16 protein-coding genes are annotated in these 18,820 nt (G+C 44.2%); 10 read left to right on the forward strand and 6 right to left on the reverse strand.

Translation table 11 applies throughout. The annotated features are described in order from the left end of the window. Positions 1–102 precede the first annotated feature (102 nt). The 9 genes from DKT75_RS04920 (at position 103) to DKT75_RS04960 (ending at position 10,518) form a co-directional block, all read left to right on the forward strand. On the forward strand, positions 103–660 hold the full coding sequence (locus DKT75_RS04920) for an OmpH/Skp family outer membrane protein (RefSeq protein WP_109822322.1): 558 nt from the start codon (positions 103–105) through the stop codon (positions 658–660). 1 nt (position 661) lies between these two features. Further along, complete coding sequence (gene lpxD, locus DKT75_RS04925) at positions 662–1,693, forward strand: UDP-3-O-(3-hydroxymyristoyl)glucosamine N-acyltransferase (RefSeq protein ID WP_109822323.1); 1,032 nt, start codon at positions 662–664, stop codon at positions 1,691–1,693. A 10-nt stretch (positions 1,694–1,703) separates the two neighbouring features. After that, positions 1,704–2,156: a 3-hydroxyacyl-ACP dehydratase FabZ gene (fabZ, locus tag DKT75_RS04930; RefSeq protein WP_109822324.1), complete on the forward strand. Its 453-nt coding sequence runs from the start codon at positions 1,704–1,706 to the stop codon at positions 2,154–2,156. After that, positions 2,153–2,923, forward strand: a complete 771-nt coding sequence (lpxA, locus tag DKT75_RS04935) for an acyl-ACP--UDP-N-acetylglucosamine O-acyltransferase (RefSeq protein WP_109822325.1) — start codon at positions 2,153–2,155, stop codon at positions 2,921–2,923. Before fabZ ends, lpxA begins: the two co-directional genes overlap by 4 nt. Before the next feature lie 2 nt (positions 2,924–2,925). Further along, complete coding sequence (lpxB, locus tag DKT75_RS04940) at positions 2,926–4,071, forward strand: lipid-A-disaccharide synthase (RefSeq protein WP_109822326.1); 1,146 nt, start codon at positions 2,926–2,928, stop codon at positions 4,069–4,071. A 3-nt stretch (positions 4,072–4,074) separates the two neighbouring features. Next, the gene (gene rnhB / locus DKT75_RS04945; RefSeq protein ID WP_109822327.1) at positions 4,075–4,650 is read left to right on the forward strand and encodes a ribonuclease HII; all 576 of its coding nucleotides are present in this window, start codon (positions 4,075–4,077) and stop codon (positions 4,648–4,650) included. Continuing rightward, on the forward strand, positions 4,647–8,111 hold the full coding sequence (gene dnaE, locus DKT75_RS04950; RefSeq protein ID WP_109822328.1) for a DNA polymerase III subunit alpha: 3,465 nt from the start codon (positions 4,647–4,649) through the stop codon (positions 8,109–8,111). The genes rnhB and dnaE overlap by 4 nt, the downstream gene beginning before the upstream one ends. A gap of 53 nt (positions 8,112–8,164) precedes the next feature. Then, complete coding sequence (locus tag DKT75_RS04955; protein WP_211665176.1) at positions 8,165–8,914, forward strand: HNH endonuclease; 750 nt, start codon at positions 8,165–8,167, stop codon at positions 8,912–8,914. A gap of 482 nt (positions 8,915–9,396) precedes the next feature. Then, the gene (locus DKT75_RS04960; protein ID WP_109822330.1) at positions 9,397–10,518 is read left to right on the forward strand and encodes a M14 family metallopeptidase; all 1,122 of its coding nucleotides are present in this window, start codon (positions 9,397–9,399) and stop codon (positions 10,516–10,518) included. A 237-nt stretch (positions 10,519–10,755) separates the two neighbouring features. Here DKT75_RS04960 and DKT75_RS04965 read toward each other — a convergent pair whose 3' ends face one another. The 4 genes from DKT75_RS04965 to DKT75_RS04980 all read right to left on the reverse strand — a co-directional run bounded on the left by DKT75_RS04965 (position 10,756) and on the right by DKT75_RS04980 (position 15,896). Continuing rightward, positions 10,756–11,940, reverse strand: coding sequence for a hypothetical protein (locus DKT75_RS04965; protein ID WP_109822331.1), 1,185 nt, complete (start codon positions 11,938–11,940; stop codon positions 10,756–10,758). An 18-nt stretch (positions 11,941–11,958) separates the two neighbouring features. After that, the gene (locus tag DKT75_RS04970; RefSeq protein WP_109822332.1) at positions 11,959–12,744 is read right to left on the reverse strand and encodes an outer membrane lipoprotein-sorting protein; all 786 of its coding nucleotides are present in this window, start codon (positions 12,742–12,744) and stop codon (positions 11,959–11,961) included. Between the two features lie 78 nt (positions 12,745–12,822). Then, a complete protein-coding gene (locus DKT75_RS04975; RefSeq protein WP_109822333.1) occupies positions 12,823–15,195 on the reverse strand; it encodes an efflux RND transporter permease subunit in 2,373 nt (790 codons plus the stop codon). Between the two features lie 8 nt (positions 15,196–15,203). Next, the gene (locus tag DKT75_RS04980; protein ID WP_109822334.1) at positions 15,204–15,896 is read right to left on the reverse strand and encodes a TetR/AcrR family transcriptional regulator; all 693 of its coding nucleotides are present in this window, start codon (positions 15,894–15,896) and stop codon (positions 15,204–15,206) included. Between the two features lie 85 nt (positions 15,897–15,981). Between DKT75_RS04980 and DKT75_RS04985 the strand changes: the two genes are divergently transcribed. Beyond that, positions 15,982–16,548 (forward strand): YqiA/YcfP family alpha/beta fold hydrolase, encoded by a 567-nt coding sequence (locus tag DKT75_RS04985; protein WP_109822335.1) that lies wholly within the window; start codon positions 15,982–15,984, stop codon positions 16,546–16,548. A gap of 136 nt (positions 16,549–16,684) precedes the next feature. Here the strand turns inward: DKT75_RS04985 and rocF are convergent, their stop codons facing one another. Beyond that, the gene (gene rocF / locus DKT75_RS04990) at positions 16,685–17,614 is read right to left on the reverse strand and encodes an arginase (RefSeq protein WP_109822336.1); all 930 of its coding nucleotides are present in this window, start codon (positions 17,612–17,614) and stop codon (positions 16,685–16,687) included. Then, positions 17,615–18,703 (reverse strand): ornithine cyclodeaminase, encoded by a 1,089-nt coding sequence (locus DKT75_RS04995; protein ID WP_109822337.1) that lies wholly within the window; start codon positions 18,701–18,703, stop codon positions 17,615–17,617. Positions 18,704–18,820 lie beyond the last annotated feature (117 nt).

Below are 18,820 nucleotides of genomic sequence, written 5' to 3' on the forward strand. Positions count from 1 at the left end.
TTAAAAAGGCTCTGTCATTTGATAGGGCCTTTTTTAATTGTTTCACTAGTGTGTGAGGCGTAAACTGTATTGACGATAAATGACTGCAAAGCCACTCGCCGTATGAAAAATATTTTATTAGCAGCTATCACGCTTTTGTTGGGTTTCTCTAGTGTCAACGCTTACTCTGACGACGAAGCCGTTATTAGTATCGCTGTCGTTAACGTCACCTATCTTCTTAAAAATGCGCCTGAGGCAGAACTAGCCAGTCAGTTTTTAAAAGACCGTTTCTCTCCTAGAGAAAAAACATTGGCGGAAGAACAAGATAAAATAAAGAAGCTAGAAGAAGCGTTAGATGCAAACAAAGCAAGCTGGGATGCAGAGGAAGTATTACTTCGTACTCGTGAACTGCGTGCTCTCACGCGTGAACGTACGCGTGCGTTAGAAGACTTCCGCGAAGAGCTTCGTTTTGCGAGAGATAGTGCTTTGGATGATGTTCAAAAGGGTGTGTTCCAAGCGATAGAAGAAGTCCGTGTTGAACGTAAAATTGATATCATTATCCAAGAGTATGTTGCTGCTAGTCAGCGGGTAGATCTAACGCCATTCGTACTTGACTATCTACAGGAAAAGCTTGATTCTGAGACCGAACAAGATACCGATAATAATAAAAAAGGGGAATAAGATGACCGCTATGTTATTAGCTGATTTAGCAAAGTCGATTGGTGCTAAATTAGAGGGGAATGGTAATGTAAGTGTTACAAAAGTTGCTCCTTTCGAACTGGCCGAGCAAGGTGATTTAACCTTCACCACACATGCTAAGTACCTATCTAAGCTACCTGATTGCAATGCATCTATTTTGATTGCATCGCCAAAGATGGATTTGTCAGGTTTCGACGGTGATATTTTATTTCATGAAAATCCTTACCTAGCGTATGCGAAGGCTGTTCAATTACTTTATCCTGAGCCTCAGCAAGCACACGAAATTCATGCCAGTGCGGTTATATCTGACAATGTTACCCTTGGAAAAGACGTACGTATCGGCGCTAACGTGGTCATCGAAGACGGTGTTGTATTAGGCGATCGCGTATCGATTGGCGCTAACTCCGTTATTGGACTCAATAGTCAGTTAGACGATGATGTGAGGCTAATGCCAAATGTGACGATCTATCATGGTGTCACCATCGGAAAGCGGACTCGGATACACTCAGGTGTAGTCATTGGCGCCGATGGTTTTGGTTATGCACCAGATAACGGTGTATGGAATAAGATACCTCAAGTAGGTGGCGTTCGTGTCGGTGATGATGTTGAAATCGGCGCTAATACAACCATTGACAGAGGTGCGTTAACCGACACTATCATCGGTAATGGTGTCATTCTCGATAACCAAATTCAAATAGGTCACAATGTAGTTGTTGGCGATCATACTGCGATGGCAGGGGCTGTAGCCGTGGGTGGTAGCGCTATTATTGGTAAACATTGCCAAATTGGTGGTGGAGCCGGTATTGCTGGCCACATAAACATCGTAGACAATGTTATTATTATGGGGATGGGGATGGTCACTGGCTCTGTTAAAAAACCAGGTTTGTATTCTTCTGGAACAGGTTTGTCAGATACCAGTATTTGGCGTCGTAACGCGGTACGTTTTAATCAATTAGACGATTTGTTTAAAAGCGTGCGTGAGCTGAAAAAATTAATTCAATTAAAAGATAAATAGGATTCACTGAATGAAAGTAATGGACGTTGTAGAAATCAGAAAATTTCTGGCTCACCGCTATCCGTTTTTGCTAGTTGATCGTGTATTAGATTACGAAGAAGGCAAACACCTTACGGCTATCAAAAATGTCTCGATTAATGAGCCATATTTCAATGGTCATTTTCCTGATCAGCCGATCATGCCGGGTGTCCTACTGATTGAAGCAATGGCACAGGCGACAGGTTTGCTTGGTTTTCTTACGATGGGCACAGAGCCTCAAGAAAACACGCTATACATTCTTGTCGGTGTTAATAAAGTGAAGTTCCGTAAGCAGGTTGTTCCGGGTGATCAAGTTGAGCTATATGCTGAATTGATCAAGCGCAAAGGCAATATGTGGATCTTTAAGACAGTCGCTAAAGTTGACGGCAAGATGGTGACATCAGCTGAGCTAATGTGTGCGGCAGTAACAGGGGAAGATGCTTGATTCATCCAACAGCTGTCATAGATTCAAATGCACAAATAGCTGAGAACGTTAGCATTGGTGCGTTTACCGTTATTGGCCCAGATGTCAGTATCGGTGCTGGCAGCAAGATAGGGCCTCATGTTGTTGTTGAAGGCCCTACAACGATTGGTGAAGACAACGAAATCTTCCAATTTGCATCCGTCGGTGCAGCCCCGCAGGATAAAAAATATGCAGGCGAGCCAACAACATTAGTTATTGGTGACCGTAACGTTATTCGTGAAAGTTGCACACTAAACCGTGGAACGGCGCAAGACATCGGTACTACCATCATAGGTAATGATAATTGGATCATGGCTTATGTTCATATCGCGCATGACTGTGTGGTGGGTAATAACACGATTTTTGCGAATAACGCGACCTTAGCGGGTCATGTTAATGTGCATGATCATGCAATCTTGGGTGGCTTTACGCTAGTTCATCAGTTCTGTCAGGTGGGTACTTACTCATTCACAGGAATGGGGACAGCATTGGGTAAAGACTTACCGCCATATGTGATGGCACACGGCGCTCCAGCAATGCCTCGTGGCATTAACCGTGAAGGCTTGAAGCGTAATGGTTTTGATACAGCCAGTATGGCAAGAATCAAAGACTGTTACCGCATGTTGTACCGTCAGGATATGCAGTTTCAGCAAGCGTTAGCGAAGATAGATGAGTTGTACTCTGAGTTTGAAGATACTGCGCTATTGAGCAGCTTCTGTAAGCAAAGTGAACGCGGCATTATTCGTTAAGTATGAAGATTGCAATTGTAGCGGGTGAAGTATCGGGTGATATTCTTGGGGCGAGGCTAATTGCTTCACTGAAAGAATATTACCCAGACGCAGAGTTTGAAGGTATTGCAGGCCCTGAAATGCAGGCGCAAGGTTGTGAGTCTTTATTCGAGATGGAACGCCTATCGGTCATGGGTTTTACCGAAGTCATAGGGCGTTTAGGTGAGCTGTTAAAAATTCGCAAATCGTTATTGCAACGTTGGACTGACACCCCGCCCGATGTGTTTATCGGTATTGATGCACCTGATTTTAATATCTGGCTTGAGAAGCGTTTACACGCGCAATCAACACCCAGTGTTCACTATGTTAGTCCGTCAATCTGGGCATGGCGTCAAAGCCGTGTGAAGAAGTTTGTGGGTAACTTAGACTTGATGCTGGCACTATTTCCTTTCGAAGTAGACTTCTATAAAACACATAACGTTAACGCTGCTTTTGTTGGCCACCCGCTAGCGGATGAAGTCCCTCTGGAAAATGATAAATTGGTTGCCAGAGAAACGATCGGTTTAGCTGCTGAGCCATTTACGTTGGCTGTGTTGCCGGGTAGTCGTGGTGGTGAAATAAACCTTATTGGCCCTGACTTTTTAAAAGCATTAGTAGTGCTTCATGCAAATCATCCTGACTGGGTGTTTGTCACGCCACTGGTTAATGTGCGCATTACGGAACAATTCAAAGCGTTACATAAAGAGTTTGCCCCCAATGTACCTATTCACTGGGTAGAAGGGCAGTCACGTACGGTCATGGCTGCGGCAGACCAAATACTGATGGCTTCCGGTACAGCGGTATTGGAAGGTATGTTAGTTGGTCGGCACATGGTGGCCGCGTACCGAGTAGCGCCAGTAACAGGTTGGGTTATTCAAACACTGGGAATGATAAAGTCCCCGTTTTTTACGTTGCCCAATAACCTCTCCGGTGAAAACTTGGTGCCTGAGTTAATTCAACAAGAGTTGACGCCAGAAGCCGTGATTGAAGCGGTAGAAAATCAATTTAATGAGAGTGACGAGCAAAAGAAGTATCGTATCGGTCGCTTTAAAGATATTCATATTCAACTTAAGCAGAGCGCGAGTGACCAGTCCGCCGCTGCGATTCATCAATTACTAGAGCAGAGGTAAGCCGTGTCACAGTTAATCGCAGGCGTCGATGAGGTTGGGCGAGGCCCGTTAGCAGGTGCGGTCGTTGCGGCAGCCGTTATTCTAGATCCTAATAATCCTATCGAAGGGTTAACTGACTCTAAAAAACTCACTGAAAAGCGACGTGAAGCGTTGACTATCGAGATCAAAGAGAAGGCAATTGCTTGGAGTTATGGGCGTGCTGAAGTTGAAGAAATTGATGAGCTCAATATACTCTGGGCGAGTATGTTAGCGATGAAACGTGCGGTTGAGGGGCTATCTGTCACACCGACGTTTGTTAAAATTGATGGCAACCGTTGTCCTGATTTAGAGATGCCGTCAGAAGCGATTGTTAAAGGTGATTTAACCGAGGCTGAGATCAGTGCAGCGTCTATTATTGCCAAAGTTTGTCGTGATCATGAAATGGTTGAGATGGATGCCAAATACCCCGGTTACGGCTTTGCCAAGCATAAAGGCTACCCTACCAAACAACATCGCGAAGCATTGATCGAACAGGGCGCTTGTCCTATTCACCGTTTAAGTTTTAAGCCAGTACAAAACATCATAAGGAATATGGGATGAGTTTCGTTCACTTACGCCTACATACGGAATTTTCGTTAGTCGACAGTACATTACGTATCAAGCAATTGATGCCTGCTGTTGAAGCGGGCAACATGCCTGCAATCGCGATGACCGACCAAAATAACCTGTTTGCGATGGTAAAGTTTTACCGTGCAGCGATGGGGCAAGGTTTAAAACCTATCTTTGGTGTGGACGTACTACTACAAGACGAAGGTGATCAAGGCTTGATGTATCACATGATCTTGTTATGTCAAAACAATGAAGGTTATTTGAATGTTTCAAAGCTGATTTCACGTGCCTATCAAGAAGGTCAAATCTTGGGTGTGCCCCGTGTGCAGCGTGAATGGGTGAAAGAGTTAAGCGGCGGTATCATTGCCTTGTCAGGTGGTAAGTCGGGTGACGTGGGTTACTCGTTGATGGCGGATAATGCTGAAGAAGCAGAGAAGCGTTTGCTAGAGTGGAAAGCTATTTTCCCTGACCGTTATTACATCGAGCTACAACGTACTGAGCGAGTAGGTGATGAGCGTTACTTGCAGTCTGCGGTTGCGCTAGCGGTAAAGCATGATATTCCTGTTGTCGCGACCAATGACGTGCGCTTCCTTACCGAAGATGCTTTTGCGTCGCACGAAGCACGTGTGTGTATTCACGATGGCTTTACACTGGCAGACAAGCGCCGTGAGAAAAAATACAGTAATCAACAGTACCTAAAAAGTGCTGATGAAATGAAGGAACTGTTTAAGGATATTCCTTCAGCAATTGAGAACACGGTTGAGATTGCTAAACGTTGTACGGTTGAGCTAACACTCGGTAAAAACTACCTTCCTGCATTCCCGATTCCAGATGGAATGACTGAGGCAGAGTACTTCTGCAAACTATCTCAAGAGGGAATGGAAGAGCGTTTCCCAACGTTCTTTGATGTCAAGTCAGAAGAGTTTTTAGAGCAACGTAAAGCCTACGACGAACGTCTGCAAATCGAGCTAGATGTTATCAATGGCATGGGGTTCCCCGGTTACTTCCTGATCGTTGCCGACTTCATTCAGTGGGGAAAGGATAACGATGTGCCAGTTGGGCCAGGTCGTGGTTCTGGTGCGGGGTCATTGGTGGCATACGCACTGAAAATTACTGATATTGACCCGCTAAAATATGACCTGCTGTTTGAGCGATTTCTAAACCCTGAACGTGTCTCCATGCCCGATTTTGATATCGATTTCTGTATGGATAAACGTGAAATGGTGATCGACTACGTAGCGGAAACCTACGGTCGTGACAAAGTTTCTCAGATCATCACTTACGGTTCGATGGCGGCTAAAGCGGTAGTGCGTGACGTAGGTCGTATCCTTGCTCACCCTTACGGTTTTGTAGACCGCATCGCAAAATTGATCCCTTTTGAAATCAAGATGACCTTGACCAAGGCCTTGGTTGATTCACCTGATTTGAAAGAGCTTTATGATGAAGATGAGGAAGTTAAAGGCCTTATCGACCTCGCATTATCGTTAGAAGGTTTAACGCGTAACGTTGGTAAACATGCTGGTGGTGTATTGATTTCACCCTCTGCACTGGTCGATTTTACCCCGCTTTATTGTGAAGAAGGTGGGGGAAGTCTTGTATCTCAATTCGATAAAGATGATGTTGAAGCCGTCGGCTTGGTTAAGTTTGACTTCTTGGGTCTACGTAACTTAACCATCATCGATTGGGCAGTGAAAATCATCAATGGTATGCGTACTGAGAAGGGTGAAGAACTTCTCGATATTACGCAAATCGAACTTGATGATAAAAAGTCATTTGAGCTACTGCGCTCCGCGAAAACAACGGCGATATTCCAGCTAGAGTCGCGCGGAATGAAGGAGTTGATTAGTCGATTAGAGCCGGATGTTTTTGAAGATCTCATTGCACTGGTAGCACTGTATCGTCCGGGGCCATTGCAGTCGGGCATGGTAGACGACTTCGTAAACCGTAAGAAAGGTATTGCGGCTGTTGAGTACCCTCATCCTGATCTTGAGCCAGTACTTAACACCACTTACGGGGTTATCGTTTACCAAGAGCAGGTAATGCAGATCGCACAGATACTAGCGGGTTACTCGCTAGGTGGTGCCGACATGCTACGTCGTGCGATGGGTAAGAAAAAGCCTGAGGAAATGGCGAAACAGCGTGAAATCTTCATGGAAGGTTCGGGCAAGCTAGACGTTGACGCTGCTCAAGCAACGGCGATCTTTGACCTTATGGAGAAGTTCGCGGAGTACGGATTTAACAAATCTCACTCGGCCGCTTACGCACTAGTATCGTTCCAAACGATCTGGTTGAAAGCACATTATCCAGCGGCCTTTATGGCAGCGGTATTGTCATCGGATATGGATAACACTGAGAAAGTCGTGACCTTTGTTGATGAATGTCGTCAGCTTGGTTTGGATGTAATTCCACCTGATGTGAATCGTTCTAGTTACCGCTTTAGTACTGAACATGAAGGTAATGTGGTGTTTGGCTTGGGCGCTATCAAAGGCGCTGGTGAGAGTGCACTTAGCGTTATTTTGGCAGAGCGTGAAGCTAATGGGCCGTTTGAGTCCATGGCGGATGTTTGTAGGCGTGTTAAATCTAATAAACTCAGCAAGCGTGTACTTGAAACACTTATCAATGCGGGTGTGTTTGATAGCTTAGGTAAAAACCGTCAATCGATGTCGGCTCACTTGCCAGAAGTCATTCGTATGGCAAACCAGTTGCACAAAGACGAAGACGTCGGGCAGAGTGATTTGTTTGGTGGCTCGATGGTTGTGGAACAAGATATAAAGCTTGCGCCAGACTTACCCGAGTGGGAAGAACGTGAACGTCTTCGAATGGAGAAAAAGGCGTTAGGCCTTTATCTAACCGGCCACCCAATTAATGAATATGAAGCTGAAATTAAGCAAATACGTTCGATGCGTTTGGCTGATATGGAAGAAGACAGCACGCAAAAGTATCAGAAGCATCCAGTCGTATTAGCCGGTCTTGTATCCGCTATTCGTACGCAAAATACGGAGAAGGGCAAGCGTGCCTTTGTTCAGTTGGATGATAAAACGGCTTACTACGAAGTGTTTATCTTCAGTAATGTATTTGAAGAGTATGAACACTTAGTGGCGATGGAAGAGGTGTTGATTATCAGTGGTACGTTGAATACGGAGTATCACACAGGTAATACTCGCCTGCGTATTGATGCGCTTTACAATATGGAAGAAGCACGAAAAATCTATGCGCGAAGCTTGAAAATCAATGTTGATCAGGCGCAAGCGCAGAATGGTTTTGTGGACCAGCTGAAGGCTGTGATGCCGGCCGAAGGTGAAAGTGAGTGTCCTATATTGTTGAGCTATGAGACAGATCAGGCAACAGCTCAGATACGTTTTGGGGCTGACTATAAAGCACCGCTGGATAATGAGTCGTTGAAGACGTTACGGGCTTATTTAGGCGCTGATAATGTGGTTATAAACTACTGAAGTTAGTTTGCTGATTCGCTATTTAGAATATGGTAAGAAACAAAAAGCAGGCTATGAATAAGAATCAGGCAATTGCATTAGTTAATAGAAAGTATGAGCAGCTTTCCCTGACGGGGAATAATACTCATTGGGCGAACCTCTCTGTATATAGTGGCAAAGATGGTTGGTGGTTAAATGTACCCTTCAACAAGTTTGAAAAAGACCTGTTCTTTGTTCTAAACAATGAGCAGTTTGGGCAAATGCTTTTTATTAATATCCCCTCAAGCTCAATACCTGATCCTTACTCGAGATTTCGTAATAAAGAAGATACTGCAGATATTTTTATCTCTGCAGTAAACACTAAAAACCTAAGTAATACAGATCCTTTGATAGATACTCAGTCAAATGGAACAGAGCATGATTTTTCGTCATATCATGTTGATGTCATACAACATTCCAATGGCTTTGAAAATTTAGACAGTCTCTATCCTGAGGAAGTTTCGGCTACACTCAAGGAAGGAAGTAAAAAAACTATTACAGTCAATTCCTATGAGCGCAACTCAAAGGCTAGAGCTGAATGCATCACCCAATATGGCGTAAGCTGCACAGTATGCGGGTTTCACTTTGAAAGCATCTATGGCAAAAGAGGCAAAGGCTTTATTCACGTCCATCACTTAATCCCTGTATCGGATATTGGTGATGAATACGAGATCAACCCAATAACTGACCTACGGCCAGTCTGCCCAAACTGTCATGCTATGCTTCACCGAAAAGGGAACATCAGTATTGAAGAGCTAATAAGTGAAATTAAATCTAACAAGTAGCTCCACAGGACAAAATACTCGCTGCGCTCGCATTTTCCCCGTGAGCTAGGAGTTATACCTCAATGTTATTCTTAAACAGGCAGTAAAAAGATATGATGCAAACCTTGGTGGGCATTAACAGTAATCAACTTACTGCTGCTTACACCTCTAGCTTTAGCCGTGACCTTATAATGACGAACTGGCAACAGAAACTTTTTAGACCTCAAACCTGAGGCCTACTGCACATTTACACCATTAGTTTTTTGAACATAAAAATTAGCATTTACTGGACGTCTGCCACGTTGTGTCGATGCTGATAAATGTACAACTCCCGTTCTCTCTGCTGGTGTGGCAGGTCGATGGGGCTAGGGAGCGCTATTACTTAGCAGTGTAGTAAAGAAAATCGGAGCTTTCTGGAAGTTATGGGCTCTTTTAACACTAACAGTTAACACATTTCTGTTAGCTGCTTATAATGATGACATATAAGCAAAAAGGAGCTAACCATGCCACTAATCTCATACACCTTTGATGCCGCCAATATAGAAGTCGTAGACGCAAGCTCTGCTTCAAATATCCAACTAAACATCAAACCAGATCACAACTCTGAGTTCTTCCAGTGGTTCTACTACCGTGTTTCAAACATCGCTGGTGAGTCACTAAAAATGTCGATTCTAAATGCTAACGAAGCGGCTTACGTTGAGGGTTGGGATGGTTACCAAGCCGTTGCTTCATATGACCAAGAGTATTGGTTTCGAGTACCGACAAGCTACCAAGACGGCAAGTTAGTTATTGAACATGATCCTGAAGAAGACTCTGTTTATTACGCTTACTTCACGCCTTACACTTTAGAGCGTCATCAACAGTTTATTGCACAGCTACAGTGTCAAGATGCTTGTCAGTTGTCTGTTATCGGTCAGTCGATTCAAGGGCGAGATTTAGACCTGCTATGTATCGGTGACGACGATGGCACTAAAAAGCGAGTTTGGGTTAGCGCAAGACAGCACCCTGGTGAGTCAATGGCAGAGTGGTTTACAGAAGGTTTGTTGCTTCGCTTACTCGATAAGGATGATGCAATTTCAGAGGCGCTACTTGATAAGCTAGTGTTTTATGTTGTACCTAACATGAATCCAGATGGCAGTACCTTAGGCCACTTGCGCACCAATGCGGCAGGGGTGAACCTAAACCGTGTATGGGGTAAGGCAGACGTTGAAACGAGTCCTGAGGTTTACTACTTCCAGAAAGCAATTGAAGAAAAAGGCTGTGATCTGTTTTTAGATATTCACGGGGATGAGACATTACCGTGGAACTTCATCGCAGGGCAGGCAGGCTTACCGATTGATGACTTTATATTGTCACAAGAGTTGGACTTCAAAAATTACTTCGCACAGATCTCGCCAGACTTTCAAACAGAGCATGGTTATCCAGAAAAGAAGTTTGGCGACGAGTCTTTAAGCTTAGCAAGCAACTGGGCAGGCAACCGATTTGGTATTGCGTCCATGACACTAGAAATGCCATTTAAAGATAATGCATCTCGACCAAACCCAATATGCGGTTGGTCAGCAGAACGCAGCATGCAGCTAGGCGCATCTATTCTCTACCCAATAGCAAAGCACTTCAAAATCTAAGCTTCCACGCTTAAGCGAAAGCAAAAAAATAGCCCAGTACAAAACGCACTGGGCTATTCATTCTTAAAAGTCCAAACAAAGCGACTCACAAACCCCAGCACCAAAGTTCTTAAAATGCAAAGCACCCAGCAAAACCCCAACACAAGGTCTATCAGTTATTTGCCACACGAAGACCTTCCGAGCAAAGCGAGGGGCGTAGTGTGGTAAATAACTGATAGACCGCCCACAAAGTAAGCATCAAAAGAACTTCTGCAACTCCACCTGTATGTAGTCATCTTCAGCAAAGCTATTCAGCGGATCATTATCATCCACATTAGTCATCACCTGCGCTTCAATATTCAACTTCATGCCTTCACCAACGCGACGGCTACCTTCAAGACGAATACTCGTGGTGCCATTATCCAAGTCATAAAATGCACCTGCCAGTAACTCACTACTCGCTTCGTCATTTAACGCATAACGCGTAGCAAGGAAAAGATCATTTTGCATAGGCGAGAAAGCTGTTTCACCACGAGAATCATTATGGTACTCACCCAATAAACTCATTTCTGCACCAGACTCAAAGGCAGGTAGCGAGTGTTCAAAACCACCCACCGCAGCAGAGTACTTATCCGTGTGACTTTTACGATGAATCGCTTCCAGCTTCCAGATGGTACTTTCACCCGTATACTGAAGATCAAGACCCGCTTGCTGGATCAATTCATAGTAAGGGTTAAGCATGCCTGTAGTGTCATCAAGCGTAAATGATGGGTCACGAGAGGTGCCATCAAAATAGCTTAATCCAATGTCATACTCATCTTTAGAGGTCGTCCAGCGAACAGCAAAATCAACGTGCTTTTCATCACTATCCGACTCGTATTCTGCGGCATCAGTATCTACCACAAAACCACTACGGAAACGCCCATCGATACCTGCTGCAGTACGCTCACGGAAGTAAGGCAATACAAAGAAATCCAATGCACCATTTTCTAGTAAGCGAGTCGCACGAATCATTGGTTGACCCAGTTTATCTTCACCATCAAAACCTTCAACGGCATCCGTTTGGTTGATGATGTCGACAAGGTGAGATGACTCAGTCACACCCCAGAACTTCTTACTCAGGCCGGCTTGGTATTCCCAATCGCCTTTGCTATAGAGGTAATCCAATTGGCGAATGTCACCGTGACTACGCTCTTCATCCTTATCATCCCAGCGGTAAAAAGGAGTGAAGGTAAACTGCTGATCGTCGTTATCCCAAGTGTGCTTAAACTCAGGCTGCGCACTAATGGAAAAACCACCATTTTCTTGCTGACCAGCAAAGGCTGCGTCATTTGGAAAATAACGACCTTCCAAGGCAACATTACCCGAAAAATCAACAGCGCTACTCAGTACAGGCGTCGCTAATAATGCAAGCGCAATGCAACTCGCTAATCTAGTATGCATATCAATAGTCCTGTCTGTTTATCGCTTCAGCGAGTTTTTGTTAAAGTCACGTGACGACAAGCCCGTCTTAAACTTATAGTTTGAGAACTGCAGAGTGGTGCTCTTACCCGACTGATGATTAATCATACTCATCAAACTTGGACGCCAGTACTTACCCAAAAACTGCTTATAGCCTGTCGATGTTAATGTCTTTAGTAGTGCATTTTTACGGTCATAAAAAACGACCTTAGGCACTCGGTAGCCAACAGTATCAACCCATGCTACTTGTTTTGTGTAACCTGAGTACTGGTAAGCAGGCTTACGCTCGATAACATGACACTTTAGTTTATTACCTTCGCCACATGCTTCTTCGCGCAAAAATGTGTAAGTGAACTTCTCAACTTCTTGTGAGCCAAGGTCTTCAAAAGAAAACTCACTGCCCATAAATGGGCCAGACTTGTTACGAGAGTTGATTCGCTTTACACGTTTAAGCGCAGGTAAGAATAACCACTGATCATCAGGCTTTAGGCCGTGAGAGAAGGTCAGCATTTTCGTGCCTTTTACATCAGCAGGTTCGTTAAATAGAGACAGTGACTTATCACCATCGCCTTTACCTTCTAGTGTTTTTGCGCTGATAACACGACGGCTTGTTTTACCCGTACGGTTTTTAAGTGTCATGGTCATGTCAGACGTTGAGTCAACGAAACCATCATCGTAAGCATTACCTTCTTGAGCAATGCGTAAACCTTTTTCTGCTGGTGTTTCTGCCATTGCAGCACCAGAAATGGATAACAGTAGTAGGCTAGCTAGTAGTGTCTTTTTCATAATATTGTCCATAAGTAATATGATTTTTTTAGATTTCCCTGCACGAATAATGTTTCGAGAAGGGTATTTAATTAATGGTTACGTTGTTTGAGCCGTCGCTTCTATCTTAGGTTCCGTTGAATTCTTCTTTTCAGCATTTAACCAAGGGTCAAGCTTGATCAGAAGAGGCGGTAGGAATAAGAAGTCAACAATTAGCGCCAGAGCAATAACAATAGACGTCAATAGGCCCATGTCAGCGTTTAACTTAAATGATGATGTAGATAGCACCATAAAGCCTGCGATCAGTGCGATAGAGGTGACCCATAGCGCAATTCCAACCGTTGAAAATGCATAACGAACCGCATCTTCAGCGCTGAGGCCTTTCTCGCGTCGAGCACGTAAGTACTTACTTAAAAAGTGAATGGTGTCATCAACCACGATACCCAGTGTCATTGCGGTTACAACAGACAGACCAAGGCCAATCTCACCACTAATGAATGCCCAGATACCAAACGCCATACCTGCGGGTACAAGGTTAGGGATTAAACTCAGCAAGCCGTAACGTAGAGACTTAAGTGCAACGATTAGGATTAGCGATATAAGCACCAATGCGATAGTCGTACCACTTAACATACTAATGATATTGCTCATACCGATGTGAGCGAAGATAACACTTGGACTAACACCCGGTGCTCTAAGCTCTGGCATATTAGCAACCATCCATGCATCAACACGCTCGTTGTAATCGAGTATCTGCTGCGTTGAAATAGTCTTTAGCGTGGCAGTGATACGAGTACTTTTCTTATCAATGTCGATTTGGTTGTTTAAGTCCAAACCATAAGGCAATGACATTTCATAGAGCAGTAAGTACTGAGCTGCTAACTCGCGTGAGTCAGGTAACTTATTGAAGCTTTCATCATCCCCATGCATGTTTTTATTCAAGCGAGTGAAGATGTCAGTCACGGTATTTACATGAATAACTTCAGGTTGTGTTTCTAACCACGTCGTGAATGTTTCGATATTAGCTAAGACATCAGGGTTGGCGATAGCGCCAGACTCTTTAGCGTCAATCGAGTAGTCAACGAAGTAAATACCCGTTAGGTTTTTAACAACAAAGTCCGTGTCTGTTCTGAACTCAATGCGTTCGTCAAAGTAGTTTACAAAGACGTCGTTTAGCTCATTACGTGGCACCATCGCAATCAAGAAAATACCAATACCGCCCATGACGATGAGTAGCAGTTTCTGTTTTGAGATAACCCAGTTTGCTAGCGAAACCATCGCAGAGGAGGCTTTTGTTTTACCTTGCTTCACTTTGACCGGTAGGATCACAGCTAGCGCAGGAAGCAGCACAATCGACAAGAAGAACGCCGCTAGCACACCAATCGCAGAAATATTACCAAGGTCATTAAACGGAGGTGACTCACTGGTGTTTAGTGATAAGAAACCAATCGCTGTCGTTAGTGAAGTTAAGAATACAGGCATAAAATTAACGCGAATACTCTCCTTCATTGCCGTGACTTTATCTTTGCCTGAGCGCATCTCACTGATCCACGTCGAGAGCATGTGAACACAGTCAGCCACCGCGAGGGTTAAGATAATAATAGGCGCAGACATCACGGGAGAAGTCAGCTCGATATGCATCCATCCAGCCGCGCCGAAAGCGATTAGCACTGAGAAAATAACAACGAAGAAGGTAATAATCGTTGCTGAAACACTTCTCAGTAGTAGGAATACAGTGATTAAAATTAACAATACTGCCAATGGCAACAGGTGAGACATATCGTAGATAGACGCTTCACCAAAGGCATTGTTCATCATGACCGTACCGGTTAGGTAGACATCATGATTTGGGTATTTTTCAAGAACGTAAGCTTTTAGCTCTTTAGCGTAAGCACCCACATCAGCACTGAGTATAGTGGCATCTGCACGAACTTCTTCACCTGCTTCATTGGTAAGAGTCTTTGGAAACTCCAATGTAATGTTGATGGAGGTAAGATCTGCTTTTTCCGAAATCAAACGGTGGACTAGTAAAGGCTCGCCTAATGCGACTGTTTTTACCGACTCAATATCACTAGCTGTTAACTCACCAGCTTCTTCAAATAAGTTAGCAACTGACAGGTCATCTTCAATAGACGTGGTGTGCTGGTAGTTAGCTAAGGAGTCAACGCGCGTGGAGTGAGGCGTTTGCCAAGCTTTCTCAGTGATGTCTTCAATCACTGTCATCGTTTCTTGTTTAAACACCACACCATCTTTTGGTGCGATGACGAACAACACGTTATCGCTTTTGGTATAGGTATCTTGCAGATTATTAAATGCGACCAAGTGGGGATCTTCATCTGAAAAGAAGACACGGTAGTCACTATTGAAGAGAAGATTTTTGGCACCTGCTGCCATACCAAACACTACAACGAGTGACAGTATGATCGCGAGCCAACGCATACTGAGTAAGCGGTCTGAATATTTAGAAATCATGGTTAATCTTAAGTCTCAGAAGAAATGAATTTGGGGCGAAGTGATTCAACACGCTCTAAGAGTGCTTCACCACAACAAGTTAGGGTCGTTATACTTTGGGTCGTTTTAGCCATACCCATGCAGCCTTCAAGCGTTGCGACAAAGAACAATGCAAGTGATTTTGAATCTATTGATGGGTTAACGTTTCCAGCTTTTTTACCTTGTTCAAAAGCATTCTCAATTGCCTTTTGCCAGTCGGTATAGGCTTTAGAAATTCGCTCACGAAAGTCATCATCAATCGGTGACATTTCCTGGGCTAAGTTGTGTAAAGGGCAACCGCGACGGATATCGTCTTGAGTCGCCATCTCCGCATAATCAGTGAGTAATTCTTTAATGACGGTTATTGGGTCATCAATATTTTCTAACGGTCTTATCCATGAGTCCATATATGACTCGCAAACAACCTCATCTAGTACGGCGTAACCCAGCTCTTTTTTATTCTTAAAGTGATGGTATAAAGCGCCTTTGGTTGCTTCTGTGTTTTTGAGAATATTACTCAAGCTTGCGGCTTGGTAGCCGTGCTCGTAAATTTCCTCGAAAGCCGCAATAAGAATTTTCTCACGGGTTTCAATATGATCACTCTCTGGATTTTTATTGCAGGGTCTGCAATCCCATAAGTGCCATAATTTTTTGGTTCGATCATTGAAGAAGTTTTTTGTCATGTAGGAAGCTTGACATACATACCGGTTGGTATGCAAACTCGTTTTTGTGTAATGTTGATTATATTTCACTCTCTAAGGTTATAAAATGTTTTTATTTATCCATGGTTTTACCTCGTCATCCCAATCTCGTAAGGCACAAGTCTTAAAAAAATGGTTATCTGATCAAGGAAGAAAAGAAGAGTGGCTCTGTCCTGATCTTTCGATTGATCCTACTGAGGCGATGCAACAGTTAAGCAGTATTATTGAGGAATCAGCTCAGCAGGAAGGGAAGCCGATTAAGTTGGTTGGTAGTTCTTTGGGTGGGTTTTATGCAACTATTTTGTCTGCGCGTTATGGCTTAAAGGCCGTATTGATAAACCCTGCGGTGACGGCTGGTTTGACCCTACGACGGGGGATCGGTTTTCATAAGGCATGGCACTCGGAGGAGCAGCTGGAGTTTACCCAAGCGCATGTAGACGCGCTAAATGAAATGACGTTGCTGTCGCCTGCTAACCCCTACAGGCTATTTGTTATGTTAGAAAGAGGGGATGAGACATTGGATTGGAAAACTGCCGCAGCCTTTTATCAAGACTGTCACCAGCTTGTATTCTGCGGGGGTGATCATGGCTTTACACGTTTTGACGATGTGTTAGAAATGATCGACCGCTTTTAACTCAGCAATAAAATTAATATGCACTATGCTTATGTTGACCATGCTTGTTGCGAAGGGCATCGTTTTGACAATCAAAGAAGGGTGGTTTGGTTGGTTCCTCCAGCCTTCTTTGATTTTTATGCCTGATATAATTACCTTATAAAATCGATTGGCCTAATGCACTTTGAATCAATAATACGGCGCGTTCAGCGGATACATTTTTTTGATCCAAAAATGGATTTAACTCAACAACATCCATTGCCAACATTCCCTGACTTTCTGCGCATAGTTCCATAAATAAGTGTGCTTCTCGGTAATTTACACCGCCCAGCACCGCTGTGCCTGTACCGGGTATTACCGATGGGTCACAACCATCAAGGTCAAAACTTAAATGAAACCCTGCGGTGTTTTTGGTAACTAGTTCAATGGCCTCTCGGCTAACCGCGGCCATGCCTCGCTCATCAATATCGCGCATGGTAAACACGTGAATACCCGCATCTCGAATAATGAGTTGCTCGTTTTTGTCAATATCTCGAACACCAATTAATACCACATTTTCTGGTTTTACCTTTGATCCCTGTGCCAGTATATCGACTAAATCGCGATCACCATTTCCCAGTAAATGCGCCAAGGGCATGCCGTGAATATTGCCCGAGGGTGACGACTGAGGCGTGTTCATATCACCATGTGCATCGAACCATAGTAAGCCAATTTCTTGCTGTTGCTGACGGTAAAAGTGCGAGGTTGCAGAGACTGAGCCCATGGCAACCGAATGATCACCTCCCGTGATTAACGGGAAATAGTCGTTTTCTAAAGCCTGATAAGTTGCGTTAGCAAGGTCAGTGCAGACGGCTAAAATCTCATCTTTAAAATGAGCCGAACACTCTGAGTCTTTATTACGCATCTGCGTTTCTTTTTGTGGCACAGCGATGTCGATATCTACAGCGACTTCACGGTCCATTTTACGAAGCGCAGCACGCAAGCCAGCCACTCTCAGTGCCATAGGGCCTGCATCTGTACCGCGACGCGATGCGCCTAAGTCTAGCGGTACGCCAATAATCTGTACGGTGTTATGTTTGTTTGACATTTATGCAGCCACCTTTGCCATTGCGCCAGAGCGACGCACCATTCCAAATAGGTCACGCGGATCGTCAGGGTCAGCAATCATGTCGAGGTTTTCGTACATGTCGCCCATGCCCGGACGGTCAATCTGATCATGAATATAGCGTAGTGCTGAAAAGTCTTCCGTTGCAAAACCTACACTATCAAAGAGAGTGATCTCGCTATCATTGGTACGACCGGCTAATTCACCTCGAATAACTTGCCAAAGCTCATTCACAGGGTAGTCATCATCTAGCTGCTGAAGCTCACCTTCAATGCGTGTTTGTGGTGGGTATTCAACAAATAGCTTGGCTCGTAACACTAGTGCTTTTTCAAGCTCAGTTTTACCTGGGCAGTCGCCGCCAATCGCATTGATATGCACGCCATCAGCCACCATGTCGTCGGTCAAGATAGTGGCGTTGAGCTTATCGGCCGTCACGGTAGTAATAATGTCAGCGCTTTGCGCCGCTTCACGAGCCGATTGGCAAGCGACAATATCAAAGTTGTAGCCTTGCATATTGCTAATAAATTTCGCAGTAGCCGCTGGGTCAATGTCGTAAAGTCTTAGCTGATCAATCCCGAGCATGGTTTTAAATGCTAGCGCTTGAAACTCAGACTGAGCACCGTTACCAATCAATGCCATGCAACGTGAGTCTTTGCGAGCAAGCTGTTTGGCGGCAACTACTGATGTTGCGGCAGTTCGTAGTGCTGTCAAAATGGTCATTTCTGATAATAGGATAGGGTAGCCAGTATAGACTTTAGACAGCACACCAAATGCGGTCACCGTTTGTAGGCCTTCCTTCATGTTTTTCGGGTGGCCATTTACATATTTAAAGCCGTAATGCTCACCATCGCTGGTCGGCATAAGCTCGATAACACCGTCATGGGAGTGTGCTGCGACACGAGGCGTTTTATCAAATAACTCCCAACGTTTGAAGTCTTCTTCAACATAGTCTGCGATGCCTTTTAGCATGTTTTCTATGCCTAGTTTTCCCACTATTTTCATCATGTGATCAACACTGACGAAAGGAACGATGTTTAGATCTTGCTGTAGTTGTACGTCGTTTATAGCCATTTTAATACTCTCCAAAAGTCGCTGTGCAACATAAGTGCTGCTGTATAAGGAAAGTGTAGAGAAGTGCAGTTTCAAATAAAATAGCAATAATATACAAATATGTAGTGATGAATTATC

The sequence above is a fragment of the Leucothrix arctica genome (assembly GCF_003172895.1).
Lineage (GTDB): Bacteria > Pseudomonadota > Gammaproteobacteria > Thiotrichales > Thiotrichaceae > Leucothrix > Leucothrix arctica.

Coding starts and splice junctions, on each gene's coding strand:
- lpxB (WP_109822326.1), top strand. CDS start 2,926: ATGAAGATTGCAATTGTAGCGGGTGAAGTATCGGGTGATATTCTTGGG.
- lpxD (WP_109822323.1), top strand. CDS start 662: ATGACCGCTATGTTATTAGCTGATTTAGCAAAGTCGATTGGTGCTAAA.
- dnaE (WP_109822328.1), top strand. CDS start 4,647: ATGAGTTTCGTTCACTTACGCCTACATACGGAATTTTCGTTAGTCGAC.
- DKT75_RS04965 (WP_109822331.1), bottom strand. CDS start 11,940: ATGCATACTAGATTAGCGAGTTGCATTGCGCTTGCATTATTAGCGACG.
- DKT75_RS04955 (WP_211665176.1), top strand. CDS start 8,165: ATGAATAAGAATCAGGCAATTGCATTAGTTAATAGAAAGTATGAGCAG.
- fabZ (WP_109822324.1), top strand. CDS start 1,704: ATGAAAGTAATGGACGTTGTAGAAATCAGAAAATTTCTGGCTCACCGC.
- DKT75_RS04980 (WP_109822334.1), bottom strand. CDS start 15,896: ATGACAAAAAACTTCTTCAATGATCGAACCAAAAAATTATGGCACTTA.
- DKT75_RS04970 (WP_109822332.1), bottom strand. CDS start 12,744: ATGAAAAAGACACTACTAGCTAGCCTACTACTGTTATCCATTTCTGGT.
- rocF (WP_109822336.1), bottom strand. CDS start 17,614: ATGTCAAACAAACATAACACCGTACAGATTATTGGCGTACCGCTAGAC.
- DKT75_RS04985 (WP_109822335.1), top strand. CDS start 15,982: ATGTTTTTATTTATCCATGGTTTTACCTCGTCATCCCAATCTCGTAAG.
- DKT75_RS04960 (WP_109822330.1), top strand. CDS start 9,397: ATGCCACTAATCTCATACACCTTTGATGCCGCCAATATAGAAGTCGTA.
- DKT75_RS04920 (WP_109822322.1), top strand. CDS start 103: ATGAAAAATATTTTATTAGCAGCTATCACGCTTTTGTTGGGTTTCTCT.
- DKT75_RS04975 (WP_109822333.1), bottom strand. CDS start 15,195: ATGATTTCTAAATATTCAGACCGCTTACTCAGTATGCGTTGGCTCGCG.
- DKT75_RS04995 (WP_109822337.1), bottom strand. CDS start 18,703: ATGGCTATAAACGACGTACAACTACAGCAAGATCTAAACATCGTTCCT.